The sequence below is a fragment of the Mesorhizobium sp. M5C.F.Ca.ET.164.01.1.1 genome, from assembly GCF_004792125.1.
Taxonomy (GTDB): domain Bacteria; phylum Pseudomonadota; class Alphaproteobacteria; order Rhizobiales; family Rhizobiaceae; genus Mesorhizobium; species Mesorhizobium wenxiniae.
The window spans coordinates 1-281 of the sequence record NZ_SRTG01000618.1 but is presented as its reverse complement, the minus strand read 5'-3'; the positions used below and the strand labels follow the sequence as shown (position 1 = coordinate 281).

General features: G+C 68.0%; 1 protein-coding gene. It reads right to left on the bottom strand.

Going from position 1 to position 281, the window contains the following annotated elements; translation table 11 throughout:
- Nucleotides 1-281: ATP-binding cassette domain-containing protein (locus EN807_RS35020; RefSeq protein ID WP_135938124.1), on the bottom strand; the 281-nt coding region annotated here is incomplete at both ends.

Below are 281 nucleotides of genomic sequence, written 5' to 3'. Positions count from 1 at the left end.
GCCAGATCAGGCTTTCGAGGTCGAGATGGTTGCTCGGCTCGTCGAGCAGCATCACGTCGGGCCGCATCAGCAGGATGCGGGCGAGCGCGACGCGCATCTTCCAGCCGCCGGAGAGTTTCGCGACGTCGCCGTCCATCATCTCCTGGCTGAAGCCGAGGCCGTCCAGGACCTCACGGGCGCGGCCGTCCAGCGCATAGCCGTCGAGCTCCTCGAAGCGGTGCTGCAACTCGCCGTAGCGCTCGATGATGGCGTCCATTTCGTCGGCGCGGTCGGGGTCGCCC